Source organism: Phaeodactylibacter xiamenensis, assembly GCF_000759025.1.
In the GTDB taxonomy this organism is placed as follows: domain Bacteria; phylum Bacteroidota; class Bacteroidia; order Chitinophagales; family Saprospiraceae; genus Phaeodactylibacter; species Phaeodactylibacter xiamenensis.
On sequence record NZ_JPOS01000012.1, the window covers coordinates 300,194 to 323,769 of the forward strand.

Sequence of the window (23,576 nt, forward strand, 5' to 3'; positions counted from 1 at the left end):
CTTTTGCACCAATGCCTGAGTATTAATCCATGCGCGGCCCCTACCCATTGAGAAAAGCTACCTTGCCGGTTGTTAAAGCTCCTGCTTCAGGAACAGCCCGGTGTAGCTGTCTTTTTTCTTCGCGACCTGCTCAGGTGTGCCGGTACAAACCACGGTACCTCCCCTGTGCCCGCCTTCGGGCCCCATATCAATGATGTGGTCGGCCACTTTGATCACATCCATATTGTGCTCGATGATGATCACAGTGTTGCCTTTGTCCACGAGCTTATTGATGACGCGCAGCAGATGCCGGATATCTTCAAAGTGCAGGCCGGTGGTGGGCTCATCCAGAATATAAATGGTGTTGCCCGTGTCGCGTTTGGCCAGCTCTTCTGCAAGCTTTACCCGCTGTGCTTCACCGCCCGACAGAGTCGTAGCCTGCTGCCCCAGCGTGATATACCCCAGCCCCACTTCCCTTAGCGTGCGTAGCTTTCGGAAAATGTTGGGCACCGGCTCGAAGAACTCGGCTGCTTCTTCCACCGTCATATTCAGCACATCGTTGATCGACTTGCCTTTGTACAGGACCTCAAGGGTTTCCCGGTTGTAACGGCGTCCCATACAGGTCTCACATTCGACATGTACATCGGGCAAAAAGTTCATTTCAATGACCCGCATTCCGGAACCTTTGCAGGTTTCACAGCGGCCACCCTTCACATTGAAGGAAAAACGCCCCGGTTTATACCCGCGGATTTTTGACTCCGGCAGTTCGGAAAAGATCTTGCGGATATCTGTAAAAACCCCGGTATAGGTCGCCGGGTTCGAACGGGGTGTCCGCCCAATTGGCGACTGATCGATTTCGATTACTTTATCCAGCTTTTCCAGCCCTTTCACACTTTTGTAAGGCATGGGTGGCTTCAGGCTTTTGTAGAAATGCTGCCGCAAAATTGGGTAAAGCGTTTCGTTGATAAGGGTGGACTTGCCGCTGCCCGACACACCGGTTACGCAGGTCAGGGTGCCCAATGGTATTTTGACATTAACTTTTTTCAGGTTGTTGCCTTCTGCTCCTTTGAGCTCAAAAACTTCTCCGGTGCCTTTACGGCGAACCTTTGGCACTTCGATCTGCCGGGTGTTGTTCAGGTAGTCGGAAGTCAGGGTGTGCCCCTTGATAAATTCTTCCGGGGTGCCCGCCCCGACGAGTTCTCCCCCGTGCTTGCCTGCACCAGGGCCCAAATCAATGACATAGTCTGCAGCCAGCATGATGTCCTTATCGTGCTCCACCACAATGACGGTATTGCCGATGTCAGACAGCTCACGCAGGGCTTCGATCAGTCGTTGGTTGTCGCGTTGGTGAAGGCCGATGCTGGGCTCATCCAAAATGTAGGTAATGCCCGTCAGCTGGGAACCAATTTGAGTAGCAAGGCGGATACGCTGTGCCTCCCCACCGGACAGCGTGCGCGCCGGGCGGTTGAGCGAGAGGTAATCCAGCCCTACGTGCAGCAAAAAGCCGAGGCGCAGGCGTATTTCCTTCAGGATATCCCGGGCGATCAGGGCCTGACGTTCCGACATTTGGGCTTCCAGCCCTTCCATCCAGTCACGAAGCATGGTAAGGTCCATTTCTGCCAGTTCGCCAATATGCTTATCACTAACCTTGAAGTGGAGCGATTCCTGCTTCAGGCGATAGCCGTTGCAATCCGGGCAGGTGTCAATGGTCATGAACTCTTCTGCCCAGCGCCGGATTTTCTCGGAGCTCGTGTCATCGTACCAGCGCGACAGCATGTTGGCGATGCCCTCCTGCGCCAGATCATACGAATAATCATTGTAGTCATTGACCTTTACCTTGAAGGATTTGTCGCCGCCGTGCAGGATGACTTCCAGGGCTTCCTTGGGGATGTCTTTTACGGGGGTGTTAAAACTGAACTTATATTTTTTGGCAATGGCCCGCAACTGGTTGAAGGTCGTATTTTTTCGGGGCTCACCCAGCGGGGCGATACCGCCCTCGTTGATACTTCGTTCCTCATCCGGAACCACCTTGCCCAGGTCTACCCGGTTAATTTGCCCCAGGCCATTACAGTTGGGGCAGGCGCCGTAGGGAGAGTTGAAGGAAAAGCTGTTGGGCGAGGGCTCTTCGTAGGAAATACCGGCATCGGGGTCCATCAGATTACGGCTGAAGGTCCGGACATTTTCCTTGCCATGTTCCATGATGAAGACCAACCCGTTGCCCATCTTCAGGGCAGCCTGCAGTGAGGTATTCAGGCGGGCCGCCCGGTCTTCTGAGACTTTGATCCGGTCAATCACCACTTCAATATCATGGACTTTGTAGCGGTCTACTTTGAGGCCGGGGACCAGGTCGAGTATTTCGCCATCCACCCGGACTTTAGCGTACCCCTGTTTGCGGGTCTGCTCAAAGAGCTCGCGGTAGTGCCCCTTTCGCCCCCGGACCAGCGGAGCCAGGAGAAGGATTTTTCTGCCGTCGTACTCCCCCATGATCTGCTCCTTCATCTGCTCCTCCGTGTACTTTACCATGCGCTTGCCTGTAGCATAAGAATACGCCTCGCTTGCCCGGGCGTAGAGCAGCCGCATAAAGTCATAGACTTCCGTGATGGTCCCTACCGTGGAGCGCGGGTTGCGGCCCGTTGTCTTTTGCTCTATGGAAATGACCGGGCTGAGCCCGTTGATTTTTTCCACTTCCGGGCGCTCCATCTCCCCGATAAACTGCCGGGCATAGGAGGTGAAAGTCTCCATGTAACGGCGCTGCCCTTCGGCGTAGATGGTATCAAAAGCCAGGGAAGATTTCCCGCTTCCGCTAATGCCCGTAATGACGACCATTTTGTTGCGTGGAATCTGCAGGTCAATATTCTTGAGATTGTGCTCCCGGGCACCAATCACTTCGATATAATCCTTCTCTTTAATCTGCTCATAAGCGGCTAGCCCGCTTGCTGGATACTCTGTCATAAGGTGTGAGTTGTTCGGCACCCTTGTATAACTGAATGGGAGGCGGTAGTGTTGAGGCTTATCCTGAATTATGCGCACCTTTTGCAGGTTGCCATTGCTGCAACATATCCCAGTGGCCGCAGTCCAGCAATTTTAAATGTACCTGAGGCATGCCTTCCAGGGCTGCAGTAAGCTTACGGGCGGGGACCAGAATGTCTTTTTTCCCCAGCCCGACTTCCACTGGACAGTCCGCGCCGGCCAGAATCTGCTGTGCCCGGTTTTTACCGAGCTTAAAGGCCAACAGGCTTTGCCAGGTGCCGAATAACCGACGCCGGGTGGCTTCGGTTGCAAGTTGTGTTTGCAAATACCGGAGCGCAAACCGGTCGATCACACCCCAGTCACGCAGCAGACTAGCCAACTGCAGGAACCGCAAAGGCCGCTTCAACCAACAGGCTGCCCGGTAACGCATCCGTGCTGGTGTATGGTCGATCAGCCCGCCCCAACTGCTGCCCAGTCCATCAGGCGCCAGCAGGTAGAGGCGCTCGGGGCGCAGCTTTAGCTCCGGCAGCAGGCTGATCCAGAGCCGCCCGCCCAGGCTGTGCCCCAACCCTTCCCAGGGCCGCCCCGCAGTGAGCTTCCGGATAATCTGCATTAAATCACTATGTGAAAAGGTCGGATCTTCCCACTTCGTTTGCCCATGAAAGGGCAGGTCGATGAAATAACAGGTGTACACCGCTTCCGGAAAAGCACGCATCAGGGGCAACAGCACTGAGCCGTCCTGCCCAAAACCATGGAAGGCCAACAGGCACTTTGGGCCATAGCCCAACTCACGGTAAGCTACCCGCCCGTTCAGCAACTCCAGAAAGCGGACCGTTCCCTGCATTATTTTTCACCTATGACCGTGCCGTCAGGGATGTGGACGCCTTTTTTCAGTACAATGATACCGTCCCGGACCACATAGGTCTCGGTCTCTGTGTCTTCCATATCGGGGCTGCCCTTGATTACCACATTATCACCTACCCGGCAGTTCTTATCCACAATGGCCCGGTGGATGACGCACTCGTTGCCGATCCCCATGGGCTGTATCGCCTTCTCCATTTCGTGCAGGGTCTCGTAGTAGTCGTTACCCATTACAATGGCTTCTGAAATTTCAGTGCCCTCGCCGATGCGCGAACGGATACCCACCACAGAGCGCTCAATCTTCTTGGCATGGATGATGCAACCCTCCGCGATCAATGCTTTATTGAACCAGGTGCCGTACACCTTGGAAGGTGCCAGCAGGCGGGGCCGGGTGTAAACCAGCTTTTGGTTGTCGAATAGATTGAAGTCGGGAATGTTGTCTGTCAGTGCAATATTCGCTTCAAAGAAGGAACGGATGGTTCCGATATCGGACCAGTACTCATCAAAAGCGTAGCTTGCCACTTTGTAGCCTCCGGTAATGGCATTAGGAATGATCTCTTTGCCAAAATCAGTTGCATCCGGGTGGTCATCGAAAAGCTTAGCCAGGAATTCGCGTTTGAAGATGTAAATGCCCATGGAAGCCAGGTAGTGCTTCTCCTGAGAAGCATACTCCTGCGGCACCGCCGATTTCCAGTCGGGCAAAAGGTCGGGTCCGGGCTTTTCCGTAAAGTCTTCAATGAAGCCCTCGGCGTTGACTTTCATGATGCCAAATGCCGGTGCATCTTTGGCGGTGACAGGAATGGTAGCGATGGTCAGGTCGGCCTCCTGATCGATATGGTAGTTGGCTAAAACGCCAAAGTCCATTTGGTAGAGCTGATCGCCCGAGAGCACCAGAACATAATCGTGCTCATGCGCACGCAGGTGGTGCATGGTTTGCCGTACCGCATCAGCCGTCCCCTGAAACCAGTTGCTGCTCGATGGGGTTTGTTCTGCCGCCAGGATGTCTACAAACCCATGGGAGAACATATCGAAGTGATAGGTATTCTTGATATGCTGATTGAGGGAAGCCGAGTTGAACTGAGTGAGTACAAACATACGGCGCACCCCGGAATTCAGGCAGTTGGAAATGGGAATATCGATCAGACGGTACTTACCGGCAATCGGCACGGCGGGCTTGGAGCGCTCACTTGTAAGTGGGTAAAGGCGGGAGCCGGCGCCGCCCCCCAGGATCAGGCTTATCATTCGGATCATATTGCAAAGTGGTTAGGTGGTTTATATCATTTGTTCATATACTTCCCGGTAATCTGCGGCAGAGCGCTCCCAGGAAAAATCCATTTCGGTAATCCGCTGCCGGATGTCTTCAAACACAGCACGGTTATGGAACAATTCTACGGCCCGGTAGATCGCGATATGGCCATCATCCAGGTTGAAGTGGGTAAATCGGATGCCGCGCCCTTCGTTATTCGGTACTCCGATATCAGGCACGGTATCTTTCAGCCCGCCCACCGACCGCACAATGGGCAGGGTCCCATAGCGCATAGCGTACATTTGGTTCAGCCCACAGGGCTCCACACGGGAAGGCATCATCAGGAAGTCAGAACCAGCATACAACTGATGCGCCAACCCTTCATTATATTCCAGCACCACATCAAAGCGCCCGGGATAGCGATTGGCTAAATGCCGGAAAGCATCGTGTATCCAATGCTGCCCGGTGCCCAGTACGGCAAAGGCGACCTGCATGCCTGACTGCAGCACCCGGTCAATGAGGTCGGGCAGCAAGTCTGCGCCTTTCTCACCCACCAACCGCCCGATAAAGGTGACCAATGGCAACTTCAGGTCAATGCGAAAACGGGGCCCCAGGGCTGCCTTGTTGGACTGCTTGAAGTCTGCGAGGCTTCCGGTCCAGTTGTAAAGCAGGAAGGGGTCTTCTTTTGGCGACCACACCTGAGTATCGATACCATTGATGATGCCCAGGCATTTGTGGCGTTCATGCTGCAACAGGGCTTCCATACCATTGGAGTCTTCCCGCAGCTCTTCCAGGTAGGAAGGCGACACCGTGGTCACCCGCCAGGCGCATTTGATCGCTGTTGCCAGCGGATTAATGGTATGCCGCCAGTCGAGTAAGCCCCGGGCTTCGGCATCAAAAAACGGCAGCAGGTACATTTTGTCCCACCCGTAGTTGCCGTGGTAAGCCCCGTTGTGAATAGTAAAAACGGTAGGAATACGCTGCAGGCTCCGGTACTCCGGGCAATGCTTCACCATAAAAGGGATCAGCCCGGTGTGGTGGTCATGGCAGTGCAGGAGCGCCGGCTTTCCCGGGCTATTGACAATCCACTGCAAAACAGCCTGCTGAAAAGCAAGATACCGCTCCACTTCGTCGCTATAGTTTTGCCCATCCGGATCTGCGTAGACCCCTGCACGGTCAAACAGCCCGGGAATATCCGCAACAAAGAAAGGGAAGCCCAGGCTATCACCTGTAAACTGTTGTATACTGAATGGGATATGCCAGTTGTGGAGTCTGACTACCCCCTGATACACCGATTGGAACGTCTTGCCCTCAAACCACTTAAGGCGGTATTTGGGAATAACGACACCCGTAGACAAGCCTGCCTTGTTGAGATATTTGGGAAGCGCCCCCACAACATCTCCAAGCCCTCCGGCTTTTGCCGCCGGATAGCACTCTGCGCTGATGTGTAATACCTTCATGGTTGGTTTTCGTTGCTAATACCCGCATTAACACAACGCGGGGCGCCCGGAAAATAAGAAAATTTCCAGCAGCGGAGGGCATAACAGGGTGATGTTTCTGTAAAGAATGCACCAGGGTTTTGTACGCCGTTTGCATCGGCAGTATTTATCCTCCTGCTAAACAACGGACTGCTCTTCCAGCCTCAGCCCAAAATGAAGCGCGCCTTCCGGGCTGATGCCGAAAGGCGCGTATTGAAGTTTAGCTATTTTTCTGCTTTTCTTCTTTCTTCTTCTTTTCGTCTTCTGGCTTTGGACGGCTGTTGCCGTAGGAACCACTCCAGCGCTTGCCTTTTTTCGTGCGCTTATCACCTTTTCCCATCTTGATATGAGTTGATGTTAATGAATATCGATTATCGCCGCAAAGATAAAAAATCCTTTGAAGGCAAAGAAACTGCGCTGCAGCCTATTTTCAGGGTGTGTGCAGCACCCGGCAGACCAGAATACGGCCATCATCCAGCCTCGCCCGGAGCAGGAACAGCCCCGGCCCAAAACGGCTGAGGTCTATATAAGGCAATTCCTGCGTAGCAGGGGACGCCCAGACCAGTCTGCCCTGAGCATCCATTACTTCCAGCGTGGTGCCGCTGCTGCCCTGTGGCAACTGAAGGTAGATCTTCCCCGTGGTGGGATTAGGGAAGGCTTCCAATTTACCGACTGTGCCCGGCAAGACTTCGTCATTAGCCAGCGTCTGATCGTAGATGACGAGCGTATCTCCACCAGGCAAGTCGTAATCCAGCGTATCGCCCGCTGCATCGATGAGGTACACGCCGTTTACCTGAGTGGGGAATGGAGTTTCCGGCACGGAGCGCCCCATGATAATATCGGCACTAACGATGAAATTCACCGTGGCCAGGCGGCTGTAGCCACTACTCCCTGGCCCACTTTTCTGACTCCAGGCCAGATCGTACCGCCCCTGCCCAAACTCCACAAGGTCGCGACGGACGGTCAGCAGGTCTTCAGAATGCCCCAAAAAGGCATCATCATTATAGTCCACCGTGATGGAGTGGGGCACCGTCAGCCCGATTGGATAATCAAAGTTCAAACTGATGCTATGTAGGTTTTCTGCCAAATGATCCGCATCCCCTACATAAAGCCCTGCACTAAAGGAGAAGTACTCCGGTGTATTGTTGTCAATAGTGAAGCTTTCCTGATCAAACTCCAGATAGACCGGTACAGCCCCAGGGGTAGGGGCGCTGACCACGGCATTATCGGGCATATAGTTAAAGTTGATTGCGTCGACGTCCCATTCATCAATAAAGCCATCCCCGTCACAGTCCAGGTGCTTGAAATCCACTGCACCAGCATACTCCTGCCAGTCGTCGCTGAAGTTGGGCGCCCAGGCAATAGGGTTGTCGGGATCAGGGAAGACCGTCCGCTCGGGACCGGCACTACCGTAGCCCAGTCCGATATTGACCAGGTCATAAATATTAGGCAGGCGGTCGCCGTTTGCGTCACCGGGCCATACGCAATCGGTCTGTGCGCAGAGGTCATTTGGGGAGTCTGCATAGATAGCCTCACAGTAAGTGTCCGTACAGCCATCGGCCGTCCAAATTGTCAGGCAAACGGTCGCCGTATCGCCGGGCAGTTCAAGGAAGGCACTGTTGCCCATTGGGAAGTTCGAAGGATCGAGAACACCATTAATGGTCACTATGGCGCTATCGAAAGCCGTTGAAGTATTGAACAGGTAAGCATTAGCGTCAGATACAAAACTAAACAGGAAGCTGGCCTGACAGGAAGGCGGCGGACAGGCACCGGGCATCCAGGAAGTCACCCCATACCAGGTCTCTGCCACGCATGAATTGATGTAGGTCTGCCCATCGCATCCACAAACCGGATCTGCTATTGTGGGGCAGATGATGGTTTCGTCGATTAGCTGGGGATCTATACAATCTTCCTGTGCAAAGAGGTAGCCACTGGTAAAAAAGATAAATCCCCCCAAGATCAAGCCAAAACGTAAAAGTTGCATGTGTATCGTTTTATGTAGACCATCCATATTCCAAAAATGCACTTAAATCCACTTGCACTAAAGGACAAAAATCGTATTTTGTCATCTGATTAACCAGACACCAAAAACACAATACCTTGATTTAGAACAACTTAGCAAGCCTAGGTATTAAAATTTGTTCGCCCCAAACATGATAAGCCCAAAGCTCATCTCCTTTCTTTTCACTTTTTCTGCCAGAGACCGGCTGCAATTTGAGCGTTTTCTGAGCTCTCCTTACTTTAATGAAAGCGAGACTTTGCTTCTGCTTTTCCGATACCTCAATGGACATTTAGACGACAGCAGGAGACACGTGCTCCAACGGGACAAACAATTAGAAAAAAAGGTTGTTTGGAAAAGTTTGTATGGAAAGGCGCCTTACAAGGACGGGACCCTGAGGCGAATCTGCTCGGAGCTATTGCAGCTGGCCTACCGTTTTATCTACATCAACACCTGCGCCTCTAAAGAGAAGGAAGAGGTTTTGAAGGCCCTGAAAACGGTGGTGGAGCCCCATCAGGACAAGCATTTCCGGGGGCTCTCCCGAAAATTCAACACCCTTCAGCAAAATGCTGAACGGCCGGAGCAGGACCACTACCGCCAACTTTACGATTACCACCTGGCCTGCCATCAGCAACTCGAAGCCCGTGCCGAAAAACAGACCGATTTTTCCCATCTGGAGCAAGCCGACTACTACCTGAACTGCTCCTACTACCTGCATAAGCTCCGGCATTACTGCGATGCGCTGGGCTATGGTTTGTTTTCTGCACAAAAACCGGACATCCGGCTCCCTGGCCACCTTTTTCAGGAAATGGAGCAGGGAAGTTATGCCGAGAAGGAGCCCTGGCTGCGTGCCTATCTCCTTGTTGCCCGGCTCTTTGAGGCTGAAGATGGGGAGGAGTTGTTTCATCAGCTCAAATCTGCTTTTTTTGAGCATATTGTCCAACAGGTCCCCGAGCCTGATGCCAACGCCCTATGCATCCACCTGAGCAACTACTGCATCATCAAAAAGATCAATGCAGGAGAAGCCCGGTTTTTCAACGAGCTGTTTGATGTCTACCGGCAGGCGATCGAAGCGGGCCTGCTGATGAAAAACGGAGTACTCAGCTATCAGGACTACAAAAACATCATCACGGTTGGGCTGCATATCAAAGAGCTGGACTGGGTGGAATACTTCATTCAGAATTACACTGAAAAGCTGCCCGAAGAGCACCAGCGTAATGCACTGACATACAACCTCGCGAAAGTCTATTTCCATCAGGAAAAGTACGATGAGGTCATTGCCCAATTGCGGGAGGTGGAGTACGAGTCTATTGTCTATACCCTGGGCAGTAAGCTATTGCTGTTGCTGACCTATTTTGAGATGGGTGAGTTTCTGGCCCTGGACTCTCTGCTCGACAGCTTCCGCATTTACCTTCGGCGTAACCGGGAAATCGCCCGCGATGTCAAGGAACAGTACGTGAACGTTATCCGGTTTACCCGCCGGCTGTCGAGGGTCGATCCGGGCGACGACAAGGCGCTGGACAAAATCGAGCAGCAGGTTCAGGCTTGTGACGCCCTCGCCTCCCGGCAGTGGCTGCAGGAAAAAATTACAGAAATGCGGAATTGATCACTACTCTACTGCCTTCAAACGCCTGGCCAGGGCTACTGCGAGCAAACTCATTACAATGGCGATATAGCCAACGTACTCATAATCAACAAGCGAACCATCTGCATTTTCCTGCACAATCAGGCCCGCCACAAAAGAAGACAGCCCCATTGCCATTTGATTGATGGACGTGCGCACACTCATGAAACTGCCGCGGCTCTCAGGTCGCACTACTGAAGTCACCATCGTAGTAGCCGGCACATTCCGGCCGCTGGCCACCACAAAGAAGCTGGACGTCACGCACAAGGCCAACGCGATGGAAGCCGTATCAAGATTGGTAATGGCATAAATGGACGCCAACGCGCCTAAACTGGCAAAGGTGAACACGCGCGCATGCCCAAACCGGTCTGCCAGCCGCCCGAAGAACGGCAACAGAAATATAGTGAGCGCCCCGCCAACCGCATAAATATAGGTCACCTGATGGTCCGAAAAGCCGATATTGAGCTGCATATACGGGGCAATGAAAGGGATAATGGTGAAGTGCCCCAGCATCAGGATAGTGGTAAACAACAGCGCCATTCGCTGATTGCCATCTTTGAAGATATTGCCCATCACGCGGAAAGGGTTGCGCTGTATACCCTCTCCCTGCAGGTGCCGGTTGAGTGCCGGAATGAAGAAGAAGATCAGGACCAGGACGACCGCAGCAATACCGCCAATCACGAAGAAGGTGGCCCTCCAGCTAAAAGATGCTGCCAGGTAAAGCCCCGCCGGCACGCCCACAACGGAGGCGGCAGAAAAAGCGGTCATTACAACGCCCATCGCCTGCCCGCGCCGCTTGAGCGGAACAGCATCGCCAATAATAGAAAGGACCAGAGCGGAAAGCACACCACCAAAAGCGCCGGTGATGCTCCGTGCTGCCAGAAAAATGTAGTAATCATTGGCCAGCCCGCAGGCAAACGTCCCCAGCGTAAAGCCCAAATAAGTAAAAGCGAGTGCCTTTTTCCGGTCAAACCGGTCGATATACATAGCACTCAGAAAACCTACTGCGAAGGCACTCAGCGCGTAGGCAGATACGATCACACTGAACTGCTGCGGGCTAATATCAAACAGCTGCATAAACTGCTTGCCCAGCGGCATGATGATCATGAAGTCGATAATATGAGTGAATTGCACCATCGCCAGAAGAAAAAGCAGTAGCTTCTCGTTCATGACGGGTGTTTCGGGGGCATTCAGTGCAGTTTTGACCATTTTTAGCAGCTTTCGAGTTCCAACACAAACCCTTAACGGCAGGCAATAGTTGCACCGGGGCTGCTAAAGATCAGAACTTAATCTTGGGGTAACAGATATAGTATTTGCGCACGGCTTTGGATTGTATATCGTAGTCGGTGCTTTCTGACATGGGGCACACCTGCCCGTTTTTGCGGAGTATCTTGATCTCGTCTTTGCTTTTGCGATATGCCGCATTGGCTTCTGCTCCCTGTATAAAAAGGTATTCCAACGCACTGGGGTCCAGCTCGCTCCAGTCCAGTACGGCCTGTTTCACCCGGTCCAGATAAGCGGGATCGAGGGGCTCGTAACTGAACTCCAGCCGGAAAAGACGGCGATTGATAAGGCACTGCGACAGGTAAGCCAGCACCTTGTCTGAATGATGCTGCCAGTATTTGAAGGCCGTCATCACATCGTAATCGTCCAGAGCGGCAAAGCGTTGGAGCAGGGCACTGCGGTTCTCTTCAAAATCGGCAGCAGTGGGGGCGCCGTTGAGGAAAAAGCTTAGGGCCGGAGGGGCTTCCACCATTTCACCTTGTTTCACCAGGTCTTTGGCGCGTTTCAGCGCAACGATCATCATTTGCTCGGCTGAGAGGACCGTTTTGTGCAGGTATACCTGCCAGTACATGATGCGGCGGGCGATGAGGAATTTCTCAATGGAGTAAATGCCTTTTTCCTCCACCACCAGCTCACCGTCCCGCACTGCCAGCATTTTGATGATGCGGTCGTATCCGATCACGCCCTCGTGAACCCCGGTAAAAAAGCTGTCCCGGTTGAGGTAGTCCATGCGGTCCATATCCAATTGGCCGGAAACCAGCTGATGCAAAAAGTGCTTCGGGTATTCATCTCTGAAAATGGACATCGCCAGCTCCAGCCGGCCGCCAAAGGCTTCATTCAGCTCCTCCATAAAGTAGAGCGACAGGTCTTCGTGCGTGACCTGCATGAGGGTATGCTCCAGGGTGTGGGAAAAAGGGCCGTGCCCGATATCGTGGAGCAAAATAGCGATGCAAACGCCCTCGGCTTCTTCCTGCGTGATGTGCACGTCTTTGGAGCGCAGCACTTCTATAGCCTGCTGCATCAGGTGCAAAGCGCCCAGAGCATGATGGAAGCGGGTGTGCAAGGCCCCCGGATAAACCAAGTGCGTAAGGCTCGTCTGCTTGATGCGCCTCAATCGCTGAAAGTAGGGGTGCTCTACCAGGTTGAAGATGATGCCGTAGGGAATCCCAACGAAACCATAGACCGGGTCGTTGAGGATTTTTTTGTTCTTCATTTGAGGTCTTTCTGCTGTTTGTCAGGTGAAACGGCTGGTTTTGGATAAAGTTAAATCAATTGAGACGGTCAATCTCTTAAATATGGTGATAATGCAAAATCACTCCCAGGTTAAGGCACCAAATATCATGATGCATGCAAGACGCTTGCTTTATGACACTGATTCTGAGAGTGCAGACATTCACGCTCTGAATGAACAGGATAATCTGATTTTTGCCGCATTCTCAGATAAGCTGAAAAATAATGATCCTTCTGAGACAAATATTTTCTGGAAGGATCTGCTTTTAGCTATCTATTGACAAAGTATTAACAAAATGGTTTTTTTTCGGGCTTATTTGTCAATAAAATACTTAGTCCCTCTTTTCTCTCCTTTTTTTGATACACACCCGCTTTCTACTAATTGATTCATTTGATACCTTATTCTACGCAAGGGAATCTCTTTACCAATACGCTGGTGGATCTGACTAATAGCACTTTTTCCATATCGGGTTAAATCCTCAACAATCAAGGCATCTAAGCGGTGAGACGGAATATTTTTCAAGCTAGTTTGCCCCTTAAATTCGTGCTTCTTAAGCACAGAGGGCTCTACATAGTAAGTAGTTCCTTTGGTCCTGCCTTTTGATTTTAACAACTTCAAGTCCAGTAATCTACCTAACCACGTGCGGATGGCTTCTTTTTCTTCCAAGCCAAGTATATTACCAAACTCTATGGCCGTAAGCGAAGTATTCTGAGCTATAAGCCCCAGGCTAATGAGCTCTTTCGATCGTAATTGATACTCATGATTTACCTTTTCAATAAATTGAATGACATGCTTATTGACAATTCGTTTACGCACCGTTACTTTTACCCGGTCATACTCCTCGACAGGTTCTGGAAGGGGTTTTCCGCTAGAGAGCAGTAATTCGTATATCCGGTCATATCCTGACCCTTCTTTTTCCATAAGCTTTAGGTCATAAAAAACTTTTGACAGATGTGGATTGCGTTGTACACTCTTATGCAGAATGTTCCTGGAAGTTACACCAAGCGGAAATAACCCCGGATTGTGAATCTCTAAGCGATCGGGAAATAAATTGATAAATATATCGCCCTTAGTCGTATACGGCCGATGAACTAATGCATTGGCCATCAACTCGCGAATTACAGATTCATCATAATTGGAAATATTTTTTCGAAAGATACCATCTGCAATCTCTATACTTTCCTTCCAATCAGGAACTTCTTCAAGCACAGACTGAATGAGTTCCTGTGGGTTTTTACTGTAGTCGTCCCAAACCAATTTATTGACCTTTTGCTCCTGCTCATCGTACTTTATGAACTGAACGGAAGGTGCATAAAGCAAACGAGCGCGATGTTCACGTTTTCCTATCCATAATATGCCAAGATTAGTGAGGTACTGCCCGGATTTGAAAAGATAATGCTCAATGAGCTCCTCCGGAGATTTATCTTTAACGAAGTCACTTACTCGATTAGATGCATGAATACCTGATAAAAACTGAGAAAGTTTTTCCAGATCATATGCTTTGCTGTTAACTTTCAAATGAGTTTGTACCTCCCATAAATAAGCTCCCTTATCTGCTAATAAGCGGGCTAGCTCATCCGGCAGGATTGGTTTACAATCATCATTTACACGCATATAGTACCTACCATTTGAGGTAGAAGCTATAGCAGTTATATTACGCTGCACCAATAACTCTAAATATTCCCCTCCATTTGCAGCTATTTTCACCTGAGGAATCACGCTAACATTAATTGTCCTTCCCTGAATCTGCTTTTGCAACCTTGCAGGTAGGTTTTCAGGGATTTTTTGCCCCTCAGGAGGAAGATTATCCTTGTCTTCAATTCCAAAAATCAGAGAACCTCCCTGCGCGTTAGCAAAACTCACACAATCCTTAGCCAACTCACCCCAATTTGGGTTGGCCTTAGTTAACACACGTAATGACTTTTTATCCTGCAGGCTGTTTTCTTCCATCAGCTCTTAAATTTTTCAGACTTCGCTAAACCTTAAAATTATTATAAAAACTTTAACCCTAAAGTGATTCAGTACTTCAATTGGCTTTCTTGCTTCCTCAATAATTTCGCCTCATTCCGCAAACTTTCAACGTGGTCTGATATAATAAACCCACCGCCATACAACGTTTTCCTACAATATGCGCTTATTAAAACAGACCAAGGCGAAGAAACAGTCAAAAAAGCAATATGGAAAACATCACCATTCTCTGGGCAGACGACGAAATTGACCTGCTCAAACCTCAGCTTATGTTTTTGGAAAAGAAAGGCTACGAGGTCATTACCGTCACCAACGGGTACGACGCGCTGGAAGAGTGCGATGAACGCAATGACATCGACGTGGTCTTCCTGGACGAAAGCATGCCGGGCATTACCGGGCTGGAAACCCTCTCAAAAATCAAAGCGAAGCGGCAACACCTGCCCGTCGTGATGATTACCAAAAACGAGGCCGAGAATGTGATGGAGGAAGCGCTGGGCGCTCAGATTACCGACTACCTCATCAAGCCGGTCAATCCAAACCAAATCCTGCTGACCCTTAAGAAAATTGTGGACAACAAACGCCTGGTACGGGAAAAGACCTCCTCTGATTACCAACAGGAGTTCCGGCAGATTTTCATGGAAATCAATAGCGGGCTCAATTATGAAGAGTGGGTGGACATCTACCGCAAGATCATCAACTGGGAGATCAAGCTCGACGAATCCAATTCAAGTGGCATGTGGGACATCCTCTCTGATCAGAAGAGTGAAGCCAATGCCGCCTTCTCCAAATACATCGAAAAGAATTACCTGAGCTGGATCCGCGACAAGGACGGCCCGGTGATGTCCAACGACCTGCTTCGGTCTAAGGTCTTTCCAAAAATGGACAGCGATGCCCCTACCATTTTGCTGCTGCTAGACAACCTGCGCTACGATCAGTGGCGTATGCTGGAGCCTATCTTCAACGAATTTTACCGCACCGAAGAGGAGGACTATTTCTACAGCATCCTCCCCACCTCCACACAGTACAGCCGCAATGCGATCTTTGCCGGGCTCATGCCTTCAGAAATCGAGCAATACTACCCTACCTGGTGGAAAAACGATAATGACGAGGGCGGCAAAAACCTGCACGAGCACGATTTCCTCACAGAGCTCATCGGGCGCACCATCCGAAAAGAGCTGAAGTTTGACTACGTCAAGGTCACCAATGCCAACCACGCCAAACAGCTCAACGACAACATCCTCAACCACCTCAATAACGACTTCACGGTCATCGTCTACAACTTCATCGACATGCTGTCTCACGCTCGTACGGAGATGGAAGTCCTCAAGGAACTGGCAGGTGATGAGAAGGCCTATCGTTCGCTCACCCGCTCGTGGTTCCGCAACTCCCAATTATGGGAAGCACTACAGCAAGCCGCTGAAAAAGGGGCGCAGCTTTTCGTGACCACCGACCACGGCACCATCCGGGTAAAAACGCCAAGCCGGGTGATCGGCGACCGGGATACCACCACCAACCTACGCTACAAGGTGGGCAAAAACCTGCAGTACGACCGGAAAGATGTCCTCGATGTGCGCGACCCCAAACACGCCAAGCTTCCGCGGCCCAATGTCAGCTCCACCTTCATTTTTGCGAAGGAGGACAAGTATTTCCTATACCCCAACAACTACAATTACTACAACAACTACTACCGCAACACCTTCCAGCACGGCGGCATCAGCCTCGAGGAGATCATTTGCCCGGTGGTCAGGATGAGCCCGCGGTAATCAGAAGTTGGCCGCTACCTGCGCCCGGCCAGTGTGGACAACATTCGCCTCCCCCGTCTTCCGCCCTTCGTAGCTCAGGCGAAGCTGTATGTTTTTGGCCAGCTGTTGGTCAAGGGTCAGGCTCCACAGGAAATTGCGCCCATCCTGCAGGCCATTAAGGATGGCAAAACCCACCGGAGAATTTGCCGGCCCGTCAAAATCCACAGCGACCAGAGAGGTACGGAGCTGAATGGACGTCTGAGTGGATTGATTGTACCGGGCTTCTGCCTCAAAGCTGTGCCGCTGGGCAAAGGCATTCCCATCCGGTAGCTGATCATCATCCTGACGGAACTCATACGACAGGGTGGCCCGAAAAGCCCGGGAGGGGATCAGCGTCACTTCAGGCCCCGCCTCGTAGTAGCGAATATCGAAATCCTTATTATTGAAAAACTCAGAGTCATTGGTGCGCCGCCCCTGTGACAAGGCAAATTCCGTACTCACTGCCTTTGAGATGTTCCAGCGGCCCCGCAGGTACTGCTCGCTGTTGCGGCGGCTTTCGAAGCCTGAAGTCTGTACAAACTTATTCCGCACATCGCTCATCCCCACCTGCAAATCGTAAGTGGGGTCAGCCTGATTGAAAAAAAGTACATTCCGGATATTAGAGGTAACCGCCACCAGGGCCGTATCTGCTACATCCAGCTGAAACGGGTTCCAGGCCGCCACGCTTTCCGTGGCCTGAGTTTTCCGGTTGATGGTTAGGTTGGACAGCGTGGAAAAGCGGGCCAGCGTAGCCTTCCAGCCCTCCTCGTTGTACCACACGGCTTTGGGGGTGATGCGCAGGCTTTGGTTCAGGCGCACATCATCAATACGGATAAATTCATCGGTCACCGCCGTTACCCGCACATAATCGGCCAGGTCCTGAAAGGGGGCAATTTCCATTTCATTTTGCTGAATGACACCATCATTATTGTAGAGCGAATCCAGCCAGATGTAGGTCCCCTCGCCCGGCCGCACTTTCACGTAGGTGAATTCCACCTTGGCTTCCTGCCCGGAACCGACTTCATAAGTATTTGACGATTGCACCACACCCTTCAGGATGGTAAAGTTAAGGTCGCCCCGCCCCAGAAAAGTCTCTCCGGCCTCCTGATTGGTGGTTTCCGGGCGGCTGATGCCCAGGCGGCGGTAGGTGAAATTGCCGGCCATTTGCAAGCGGTTACGGGATTTTTGGTAACGCCACTGGCCATTGACATTCGCCTCGCTTGCCCGGGCACTTTGCAAAAAGCGCTCTCCTACCGGCGCGTAGTCAATCCGCTCGCTAAAGCTGCTGCCCCACTGCCAGTTGTCCTGCTCCGGGGACTCCAGGAAAAAGCGGTAGCGATTGTAGTAAAAACTACTGGCCTCAAGGGTATCAGCACCGGCGGTGAATCTTGCATTGCGCTCCTGTTCGCCGTATGCCCCCAGGCGGGTTTGCCCCAGCCAGGGGATGGCGTAGGCGATAGTGCCACGTGGGCGCCGGAATCGTGTGCTTTGTTCAGTACTCTCCGTGCTGAGCAGGCTGCCATCCAGTTCCACCTGCCAGTCTTCGAGCTGTTCCCGCACTTGAAATCGGTGCTGCCATCCCTGATAGAGGGTGTCTCTGCGAAAGCCACTCAGTTCGTAGCTCAGCTCCCCAACACCTCGCTTGCGCAGATCAAAGCCACCTCTTCCAATTTGCTCTTCTGCTTCCGGCACACTGCCCTGCCCCTGTACATTTGCCAGGCTCCAGTCTCGAAGGAACTCGGGGTTGCGGTAGGGATTGAGGGGTTCGAAATTGGCCTGCACCCATTCGTAGCTCAACCGGGTATCCAGCTGCCATCCGCTGCTATCGCCCCCCGGGAGCAACCGGTGCTGCAACTCGGTATAGCCAGAAAAACCCAGGTCGTCTTCGCTGTCCAGGTCCGAAAAGCGGTTGAGGTCGTTGCGGCTCATGCCTACCTCTGCCTTTACTTTGGTATATTCAGAAAAATCATAGCTGCCTCCCAGGGTATAGAGCTGCTGCTGCCGGGGGGGCGCCAGCTGAATTACCGGCGCAAAGTCCCCGGCAGGCTGACAATTCTCATTCAGCCCCACCCAACGATAGACGCGCTCATTGGCGGGCTGATTCGCATCCAGGATGTACTGCCCGTTGCCTTGCCCCACAAAGGAAAAGCGGGCGGTAAACAGGCTGTCCTGTGGCTCAGTGGTAAAAACAAGGTATTGTACCAGCGTATCCTGCAGCCCGCAGCTGATCAGGGTATCGACCTGCCGGTAAGCCACCCGTGACGGAGAGAACTCCCCCAGTGTATCCAGGCTTGGCAGCAAAGCTCCACCCTCCCGATCGCCCGCCTCTCTGAGCAAGCGTTTGTCCTCATCGGTAAGCTGCAATTCCCCGGTGGCATTTCTGCTGTCCTGCTGATTGAAGAGGTTGAAATTGAGCTTAAAGCGGTCCTTTTCATAGGCGGAGCCTACAGCATAAAGGGAGCGCACATAGTTTTGGTCGGCGTATTCAAACTCCACGACAATCCTGCTGTCTTTGGTAATCAGGCGCTTATTGGTAAAGGTGAGCTCGCCCCGGTTGTAGTCGATGATGTAATCTTCTTCCAGCCCCCGCACCAATAGTTCGCCATCCAGGAAGACCCGCTCTGTACCGGAAAGGACAATGATAAAACGCTCCCCTTCCCCACCCCGGAGTTTGTAGGGCCCCTGATTGCCTTCAATAGCATCAATAAAATTGCGGGTAAACTGCCCCCGGCTGATGGCCACACTCGCTTGTGACGATAACCGTCCGCCATTTTCAAAGGTGGAGACATTGGAAAAAGTCGCGCCCTGCAGTTTTTTGAAGTAATTCATAAAATAGCTGTCTGGCCGCTGCAATTCATAGTCCCCTGCTGTGAGCTGATTCTGCCCTTTGCGCAACTGAATAAAAATGCGGTCAAACTCCCGGAGCTGCTGCGTGTTGCCTTCCGGCTGAATGGGGATATTCTCGTCTGTAATGGCCGCCAGGATCTCCACCCCGTCGCCAAGCTCCCCGGCCAGTTGCAGGTTGAAACTGGAATTGAGGACCAGGTCCTGATTGTTGCCGAAGGAAATGCCCCGGGTGAAGTTGCCGTTGTAGTTGAGCCCCCGGAAGTCGAGTAGCTGCTCATCGCGCTCGTAGGGATTGTACGCCAGTCCGATGCCCCCGTCATCCAGGGGCTTGGCCAGGCTGGTATCCAGGCGTTGCTGCCCGGCACCCAGCGCAAAGGGCAGTACACGGTAAGAGAGCCGCACCTTGGGGTACTGCAAAATTGAAGAATCAAACCTAATCTGCCGGTCCACCACCCTAAACCAGGCTTTGGGAAGCCGTTCCCCGAGCGTATCTGTAGCCACAAGGCTGCCAGGCACGATAGTCAGCGAGTCCGGCCATAATAAGGAAGGCTCCGGAGTATAGTCAACTGTGCGTAAATTGCTGGCAGGTGTCACCTGAGCAGACAGACTGGCAAACGGGGACAGGAACCAGCATAAGGCCATCGCCTGGCAGGCCATACTTCCCCATGCATCGATCCATTCCCATATCCTGACTGCCTTTGGCATGCGTGTTTACTTGCGTTGCGTTTCCCGAAATAACGAAATAAAAGCAGTTGGCGTACACCGCGGCGGAGGGGATGTCCGGGTAAAGTCAAAAACGAAAGGGCAACAAAAGCTGCCCTTTCTTCAAGAAATCACCCGACTGTTGTATGGCTATTGAGTGTAAGGCACTCTTGCCATACCACTCATTAGCCGTAGCGGTTGTTAAACCGATTTTGGTCAGGATTTATTCGCTAAGCAGGAAATTCGGTTGTGTAAATTAATACAATTTAACATTTCAGTGAAAAATCACGGCAAAAAAGCCGCCGCTATCACAACAGAGTTGATCTAATTCTGTTTTTAACCAAATTCAGACATACAATCTGAAGGCAAGAGGTGGAGATATCTAAAATATTTAGTTATTTTCGTCTCAGATTGCAACAGTCTAAAAATCCCCCTCGTAAACTATATTGAATAAGCCTTAACAGGAGGCTAAATCAAAGTACAGCGTACAGAGCTTTGTTGCGTTGACTCGTCTGCATACCAAAACAAATAAGTCTGGTCATCTACCCAAAACAGGTTACAGCTCCCTTAAATTTTGGCAGTAACTGAAATTTTGTGTTATTGATTCATTGTTACTTTGACAGAGGTATAAGTCATAAATACCCATGAGCTAAACTATCGCACTATGCAAAGACGATCTTTACAATTAATGCTACTTGGAGTCCTGGTCTCAACGGCACTATTCGCGCAGCCGCTGAACGTGGACCTTTATCGTACCTACGATGGCTCCTTCAACAACCCGAATAACGCGGACTGGGGGCAGGCACACACCAATCTGCTCATTTCCGGCGATCAGGTTGCCTATGAAAACCTTATTGACGAGCCGGCGGGGCCTAACCGACCCAATCCACGGCGGGTCAGTAATTCGCTTTTTTCTCAGGGTGCTCCCCTCTTCGACCCTTTCGAACTGAGCGATTTTGTCTGGGCTTTCGGCCAGTTTCTTGACCACGATTTTGGGCTCACCCCAGACGGGACAGAGCCTATGAACATCAGCGTACCTCAGGGCGACCCTATGTTTGACCCCTTCAACACCGGTCAGGCTATTATACCAATGGTCCGCAATGTATTTGATCCTTCCACCGGCACCAATACCTTCAACCCACGCCGCCATCCAAACGAAATCACTGCGTTTATTGATGGTTCCGGTGTTTACGGATCTGATGAATTCCGGGCGAACTGGTTGCGGAGCTTTGAAAAGGGCAAACTGAAGGTGTCTTCTGGCAACCTCCCACCTTTCAATACTTTCAACGGCGAATACGACGCTCCTATCGACCCGAACACGCCACATATGGACAACCCTGTTGGCCTGACAGAGAGAGTCTTTGTATGTGGTGACCCCCGTGCCGGCGAGAACCCATTGCTGCTCGCCTTCCATGCGCTCTTTGTAAGAGAGCACAACCGGCTGTGCGACGAACTGGCACAGGAGCATCCGGACTGGAACGATGAGCAGCTCTATCAGCATGCCCGCAAGCTGGTGGGCGGCTTGATTCAGTCCATCGTTTATGACGAATGGCTGCCTGCTATGGGCGTTCAACTGGAACCTTATCAGGGCTATGATGAAACCGTGCACCCACAGTTGTTCAATGTCTTCACCGCTGCTGCTTTCCGACTTGGGCATACCCTGCTCAACAGTCAGTTGCTGCGCGTAGATGAGAACGGCAATGAGATTCCTGAAGGCCATATGCTGCTTCGCGATGCCTTCTTCAATCCTTATCCCGTAATGGAGCTTGGACTGGAGCCTTTCTTCCAGGGTATGGGCGAACAGAAGATGCAGAACTTTGACTCCAAGGTAGTCGACGACGTCCGCAACTTCCTGTTTGGCCCTCCGGGCTCAGGTGGACTTGACCTTGTATCCATCAATATACAGCGGGCCCGGGAGCGTGGCGTGGCCGACTTCAACACCATCCGCCAAAACTTTGGGCTCAACCGCTACTCTTTCTTCCAGCAGATCAACAACGATCAGGAAGTGTATGCACGGCTAATCGGCTTGTATGGGAACATTGATGAGCTCGACCCATGGGTCGGCATGCTGGCAGAAGAGCCTGCACCCGGGTCCATCCTTGGACAAACACTCAATCGTGTTCTCCAGGTACAATTCACTAACCTGCGGGACGGAGACCGTTTTTATTACGAAAACGACCCCGTTCTAACCGATGCTGAAAAGGACTGGATCAAAAATACCACCCTGCACGATGTGCTGATGAAGAATACCACCATCAAGCTGATGCAGGACAAGGTGTTCGAAGCTATGAGCCACGATGAGATTTGTGACCACATGACTTCTGATATTACCGGCGAGGTAGTCACAGAGTCCGGCGAGGCTGTTCCTTCCGTGATGGTGAATGTCATCAACACCACCGGCCCGATGAACCTCATGACCAATGACGAAGGCCGCTTTGACTTCTGGGGCGTACCGGCATGTGATGTAACGATGATCGGCATGGAACGGGACGATGACCTCACCAACGGTGTGTCTACAGCGGACCTTATCCGTATTCAGCAGCACATCCTTGGTGTCATTAACCTGGACAGCCCGTACAAGCAAATTGCCGCAGACGTTAACCGTAGCGGCACCATTACAGTACTGGACCAAATTTACATCCGCCGGGTCATCCTGGGACAAGCTAACTTCTTCCCCAACAACTTCTCCTGGCGTTTTGTAGATGCCAAATATGAATTCCAGACGGACGAGCCGCAGGGGGAAGACTTCCCGGAAACCATTACAGTAGAGGATGTCCTCTCTGAAGATATGGCCCTGCAGTTCATTGCGGTTAAAGTTGCGGACGTTACCGGCGATGCCATTCCTAATGGTTTCCACTCCGGTGAAGTGGGTGAGCGTAGCCTGACTCTCTTCCAAATGCAAAATATGAAGCTTGAAGCCGGGCAGGTTTATGACATCCCGGTCACCTCAGCCGCTATTGCCAACCTGGAAGGCTACCAGTTCGGTTTCGACTTTGATACGGACATGCTGGACTTTCAGGGTATGAAACCTGGCAGCCTGACTAACCTCACCGAAGACCACTTTGGCATCTTCGAAGAGGAAGGCCAAATCACCAACAGTTGGGTAAAACCTTCCGGCTTTGAAGCAGAAGCGGATGAACCTTTGTTCTTCCTCACCTTCCAGGCCAAGCGCCAGGTACAACTGAGCGAAGCACTGGCACTGAGCGAGCAGAAGGTAAAGGCAGAGGCTTACAGCAATGGCTTACAGGTATCTAATCTCGGCTTAGTATTCGAGCAAGGCACCGGCGCTGATGCGAGCGGCTTTGCCCTGCAGCAGAACCAGCCCAACCCATTCCGGGAGTCCACCCTCATCAACTTCCGCATGCCGGAGGCTGGCTGGGCACGGCTGACGGTGACGGACATCAGCGGCAAGGTCCTCCTGGTACAGGAAAACGACTACGATGCCGGCGAGCAGCAGTGGCAGCTCAACCGTACCGACCTGAAAGGCAGCGGCGTCCTGTTCTACACCGTGGAGACAGCTAACGATCGCGCCACACAGCGCATGATTGTGGTGGATTAAATCCACAATTGAGATATAAAGTGACAGGAGCGGATTCGCGTGGGCGG

14 protein-coding genes are annotated in these 23,576 nt (G+C 51.9%); 4 read left to right on the forward strand and 10 right to left on the reverse strand.

The window, feature by feature from the left end; translation table 11 throughout:
• Positions 1 to 72: 72 nt before the first annotated feature.
• The 6 genes from uvrA to IX84_RS32385 all read right to left on the reverse strand — a co-directional run bounded on the left by uvrA (position 73) and on the right by IX84_RS32385 (position 8,518).
• Positions 73 to 2,931 carry an excinuclease ABC subunit UvrA gene (gene uvrA, locus IX84_RS04905; RefSeq protein ID WP_044217018.1) on the reverse strand — a complete coding sequence of 953 codons (2,859 nt, stop codon included), beginning with the start codon at positions 2,929 to 2,931 and terminating at the stop codon, positions 73 to 75.
• Positions 2,932 to 2,989: 58 nt separating this feature from the next.
• Positions 2,990 to 3,793 carry an alpha/beta fold hydrolase gene (locus IX84_RS04910; protein WP_044217020.1) on the reverse strand — a complete coding sequence of 268 codons (804 nt, stop codon included), beginning with the start codon at positions 3,791 to 3,793 and terminating at the stop codon, positions 2,990 to 2,992.
• Positions 3,793 to 5,061, reverse strand: a complete 1,269-nt coding sequence (locus IX84_RS04915; protein ID WP_044217022.1) for a glucose-1-phosphate adenylyltransferase — start codon at positions 5,059 to 5,061, stop codon at positions 3,793 to 3,795. Before IX84_RS04915 ends, IX84_RS04910 begins: the two co-directional genes overlap by 1 nt.
• Before the next feature lie 21 nt (positions 5,062 to 5,082).
• Entirely contained in the window at positions 5,083 to 6,516 is a 1,434-nt protein-coding gene (locus IX84_RS04920) for a glycogen synthase (RefSeq protein ID WP_044217024.1), read from the reverse strand.
• 238 nt (positions 6,517 to 6,754) lie between these two features.
• A complete protein-coding gene (locus tag IX84_RS31820; RefSeq protein WP_063777922.1) occupies positions 6,755 to 6,874 on the reverse strand; it encodes a 30S ribosomal protein THX in 120 nt (39 codons plus the stop codon).
• Between the two features lie 90 nt (positions 6,875 to 6,964).
• Positions 6,965 to 8,518 carry a T9SS type A sorting domain-containing protein gene (locus tag IX84_RS32385; RefSeq protein ID WP_052515766.1) on the reverse strand — a complete coding sequence of 518 codons (1,554 nt, stop codon included), beginning with the start codon at positions 8,516 to 8,518 and terminating at the stop codon, positions 6,965 to 6,967.
• 169 nt (positions 8,519 to 8,687) lie between these two features.
• Here IX84_RS32385 and IX84_RS04930 point away from each other — a divergent pair, with 169 nt between their 5' ends.
• On the forward strand, positions 8,688 to 10,139 hold the full coding sequence (locus tag IX84_RS04930; RefSeq protein ID WP_044217025.1) for a hypothetical protein: 1,452 nt from the start codon (positions 8,688 to 8,690) through the stop codon (positions 10,137 to 10,139).
• 3 nt (positions 10,140 to 10,142) lie between these two features.
• On the opposite strand, the gene IX84_RS04935 is transcribed toward IX84_RS04930, so the two are convergent.
• Complete coding sequence (locus IX84_RS04935) at positions 10,143 to 11,366, reverse strand: MFS transporter (protein ID WP_081968616.1); 1,224 nt, start codon at positions 11,364 to 11,366, stop codon at positions 10,143 to 10,145.
• Between the two features lie 70 nt (positions 11,367 to 11,436).
• Positions 11,437 to 12,654 (reverse strand): HD domain-containing protein, encoded by a 1,218-nt coding sequence (locus tag IX84_RS04940; RefSeq protein WP_044217027.1) that lies wholly within the window; start codon positions 12,652 to 12,654, stop codon positions 11,437 to 11,439.
• 40 nt (positions 12,655 to 12,694) lie between these two features.
• Between IX84_RS04940 and IX84_RS04945 the strand changes: the two genes are divergently transcribed.
• On the forward strand, positions 12,695 to 12,952 hold the full coding sequence (locus IX84_RS04945; RefSeq protein ID WP_044217029.1) for a hypothetical protein: 258 nt from the start codon (positions 12,695 to 12,697) through the stop codon (positions 12,950 to 12,952).
• Between the two features lie 32 nt (positions 12,953 to 12,984).
• Here IX84_RS04945 and IX84_RS04950 read toward each other — a convergent pair whose 3' ends face one another.
• Positions 12,985 to 14,622, reverse strand: a complete 1,638-nt coding sequence (locus IX84_RS04950; protein WP_044217032.1) for an ATP-binding protein — start codon at positions 14,620 to 14,622, stop codon at positions 12,985 to 12,987.
• A 227-nt stretch (positions 14,623 to 14,849) separates the two neighbouring features.
• Here IX84_RS04950 and porX point away from each other — a divergent pair, with 227 nt between their 5' ends.
• A complete protein-coding gene (porX, locus tag IX84_RS04955; RefSeq protein ID WP_044217034.1) occupies positions 14,850 to 16,403 on the forward strand; it encodes a T9SS response regulator signal transducer PorX in 1,554 nt (517 codons plus the stop codon).
• Here the strand turns inward: porX and IX84_RS04960 are convergent, their stop codons facing one another.
• Positions 16,404 to 19,973 (reverse strand): hypothetical protein, encoded by a 3,570-nt coding sequence (locus IX84_RS04960; protein ID WP_044217036.1) that lies wholly within the window; start codon positions 19,971 to 19,973, stop codon positions 16,404 to 16,406.
• A 661-nt stretch (positions 19,974 to 20,634) separates the two neighbouring features.
• Here IX84_RS04960 and IX84_RS30690 point away from each other — a divergent pair.
• Positions 20,635 to 23,529 carry a peroxidase family protein gene (locus IX84_RS30690; protein ID WP_081968617.1) on the forward strand — a complete coding sequence of 965 codons (2,895 nt, stop codon included), beginning with the start codon at positions 20,635 to 20,637 and terminating at the stop codon, positions 23,527 to 23,529.
• The last annotated feature ends 47 nt before the right edge of the window (positions 23,530 to 23,576 follow it).